Annotated in this window: 3 protein-coding genes; 1 reads left to right on the top strand and 2 read right to left on the bottom strand. The window is 31.4% G+C overall.

The window, feature by feature from the left end; translation table 11 throughout:
• A partial coding sequence (locus tag J7M77_RS11900; protein ID WP_296878826.1) for a leucyl aminopeptidase family protein occupies window positions 1-1,299 on the bottom strand: 1,299 nt, incomplete at its 3' end.
• Between the two features lie 59 nt (window positions 1,300-1,358).
• On the bottom strand, window positions 1,359-2,174 hold the full coding sequence (locus J7M77_RS11905; protein ID WP_296878828.1) for a MerR family transcriptional regulator: 816 nt from the start codon (window positions 2,172-2,174) through the stop codon (window positions 1,359-1,361).
• 84 nt (window positions 2,175-2,258) lie between these two features.
• Between J7M77_RS11905 and J7M77_RS11910 the strand changes: the two genes are divergently transcribed.
• Window positions 2,259-3,628: ABC transporter ATP-binding protein (locus J7M77_RS11910; protein WP_296878830.1), on the top strand; the 1,370-nt coding region annotated here is incomplete at its 3' end.

Consider the following 3,628-nt stretch of genomic DNA (forward strand, 5'->3'; position numbering starts at 1 on the left):
AGTTCCTTTTTCAACAAAGGCTTCTAAAAAATTGGCAGCAATGCTTGCTCCAGCACCGGGTTTACCAACTGAATTTTTAAAATCAGCACTATTTGATTTTAACTTATCAAAATATTCTTTAGCGATTGGTAAACGCCATCCTTTTTCATTACTGTATTTCATCGCTTTAACAAACTCTTGATAAAAATCATCATCGTTACTAAAAACACCAGTATATAAATCACCTAAAGCAGCAATACAAGCACCGGTTAAGGTTGCTAGATCAATGATCTTAGTTGCACCTAATCGTTGGCTATAAGTGATTGCGTCGGCAAGAATTAAGCGTCCTTCAGCATCAGTACTGACAATTTCAACCGTTTTTTTAGATAAAGTAGTAATAACATCTTGTGGTTTATAAGCACTACCATTAATTAAGTTTTCAGTAGTTGGAATGATGCCATATACATTAGCTTTAGCGTTTGTAGCTGCTAATATTTTCATAATTCCTAAAACATCACCAGCACCGCACATATCATATTTCATTCCATAACTATTACCTTTAATGTTATATCCACCAGAATCAAAAGTTATTCCCTTACCAATAACAGCCGTGTAAGGACCATCATCGTTATTATATTCTAAACAAATCATATAAGCCGGAATATGGCTTCCTTGGTTGACTGCTAAAATACCACCAGCTTGCATTTTTTCTAAATTACTTTTATTGATGATCGTACATTCTAATTGTGGATATTCTTTACTTAGTTTTAACGCTTCGTCTACTAGATCGTCAGGGGTCATTAAATTAGATGGTAAATCACTGATTTTTCTAGCGTAGTTGATACCATTTCCAAAAGCAGTTGCTGTTTCAATTTCTGTTTGTAAATCTTCCTGGCTATAAAGGATATTTAATTCAGGGATTTCTTTGATCTGATGACCAATTTTGCATTCTTGATAGTTGTTTACTAGATATTCTTGAACTAAGATTCTAGTAATCGTGTGGATATCAAGGCTATTAGTAGCTAGATGTTCTAGATAAATATTGCTAGGAGCATCTAGTTTGATTAAAGTGGCAATTGCTTTGATTTTAGTTGCGTCAATTTGATTAGATGATCCTAGACCAATAAAAGTAATCGTTTTGAAATTATATTTTTCAAGAGTATGAATAACTGTAACTTCCTGATAGTTTTTATTAACTAAATTATCAAGATTACAGTTTAATTGTTTTGAAATTTGTGGATCAATAAACTGATCTTTATAAATCGGATAAATTAAATTATCTTGTAAATTTTCAATTTTAATATCTTTTATTTGTTTCATATTAATACCTCCATGACTATTAGATTAGCATTTTTAATCAGAAAATGAAAGTTATATAATTAGCTTTCTTCTTTTAGTTCAATTGTAATCCTAGTTAGATAATTATCTGGTGATTTTTCACTAATATCAAAAATAATATATTCTTCATAAGCAAACTTGCCTAATTCGATTTGGTGATCATTTGCATATTGCAACATTTTTTGATAAGTGCTTTCTAAGCCATCATAGCCGCCATGGTGATAACCGCATAGATAATAGCCAGCTTTTTTGATAAAACTAGTTTTATTATGTTGATTAGTAGGAGTAAACAAATATGAATAATTAGAAAACTGATTATTATATATATTGTCTACTTTGGTCATGATACCAACAAATTCACCACTTAAAACCTGATTGTTTTCGATAAATGAGGTGTAATCAGCCATAAAATCAGCAAAACCATTAGAGGTAGTATTTTCTAAATTGGCTGATAGGGTTAAATAAGTTTTTGGAAAATAAACTAGTTTAATTTGACTGTGATCGGTAGTTAAAGCTTCGTTAGTATAAGTTTTAAATTTAGTAATCATTTCATGAATTTGTTGTAGTTCATTGATTTTTTCTAATAGTTTTGTTTCTTGCTGATCTAATAATTCGGTAAAGAGTTGGGGATTTCTTTGATCTAAATAGATTTGAATGTCTTTTAATGACATACCGATCTTTTTAAGTGCCATAATGACTTTAAAAGTATCATATTGACGGTATGAGTAAAAGCGATAACCTTTTTCATTAACATAAATGGGTTTGAATAATCCAATTTGGTCATAATGAAAAAGAACATGTTTTTCAACGCCACATATTTTTGCGAAAGTTCCACAATTAAAAAGTTTTTCTTTCATTATTTTTCTCCTATTGACTATAAGGTTACCTTATAGTTTATCATATTGTGTACCGTAGCACAATAAGAGAAAGGAGAGTAACCAATGCGTTTAATTTTAAAGTATTTAAAGAATTATAAATTACTATTCTTTTTTAATGTAATTTCGGTGTTTGGCTTTATTTTAGTCGAACTAGGGATTCCAACTATTGTAGCGACTATGATCGATGTTGGAGTAGAAAACCAGGATCTTAATTTTATTTATATGATGGGTGGCTGTATTTTACTAGTATCAATCATTGGGGTTGCTGGTACAATTTGTTTAGGTTATTGCTGCGCTAAAATTTCAACGGCGATAACTCGGGATATGCGTAATGACTTGTTTACCAAAGTACAACAATTTACAGCCAATGAGTTTAATCAAATTGGAATTTCTTCAATGATTACAAGAACCAATAATGATGCTTTTCAAATTCAGCAGTTTGTCAATGTTTTGCTTAGAACGGCATTGATGACACCAATTATGTTTATTTTTAGTTTTATTATGACGGCAAGAGCATCACTTTCATTATCTTATATAATCGGGGGAACGATTCCGCTAATTATTTTAGGGGTATTTGTCGTTGCGAAAGTGACGAAACCAATTTCCGAGAATCAGCAAAATTCATTAGATGATCTAAATCGAATTTCTCGAGAAAATTTAAGTGGAATTAGAGTTATTCGCGCTTTTGATAATGATGATCATGAACAAGCTCGCTTTATGGATACTAATCATCGCTTTGCCAAGTTTTCAAAAAGATTATTTAAAATTATGACCATGACACAGCCAATTTTCTTTATGTTGATGAATATTGCAGGCATGTTGATTTATTGGACCGCTGCGCATTTGATCGCCAGTGGAAATTTGGAAATTGGTAAATTAGTAGCTTTTATGGATTATTTATTCCATGCGATGTTTTCCATTATGTTATTTTGTACGGTGTTTATGATGTATCCACGAGCTGAAGTTTCTGCCAAACGAATTGAACAAGTATTTGCCTTGGAACCATTGATCAAAAATCAACCTAAAAATGATCAAGAGGAATCTAAAGTAAGTATTGAATTTGATCATGTAACTTTTGTTTATCCTGATGGTGAGGAACCAGTTTTATCGAATATTAATTTCAAAGCTACAAAAGGACAGACAGTGGCCTTTATCGGTAGTACCGGTTCTGGTAAAAGTACACTAGTGAATTTGATTCCAAGATTTTATGATGTTACTAGCGGAAGTATTAAGATCAATGACCGTGATATACGTGATTATGATTTATTAGAGTTAAGGGATAAATTAGGTGTTATACCGCAAAAAGCGATTTTATTTAGTGGTACGATTGCTCAAAATATCCGCTTTGGAAAAAAAGATGCTAGTCAAAAAGAAATTGAAGAAGCTGCCAGAATTGCTCAGGCTTATGATTTTATCATGGCAAAAGAACATGG

This window comes from Thomasclavelia sp. (genome assembly GCF_017889095.1).
In the GTDB taxonomy this organism is placed as follows: Bacteria; Bacillota_I; Bacilli_A; order Erysipelotrichales; family Coprobacillaceae; genus Thomasclavelia.

Excerpts from the sequence above, each read along its gene's own strand:
- J7M77_RS11905 (WP_296878828.1), bottom strand. The coding sequence starts at position 2,174 with ATGAAAGAAAAACTTTTTAATTGTGGAACTTTCGCAAAAATATGTGGC.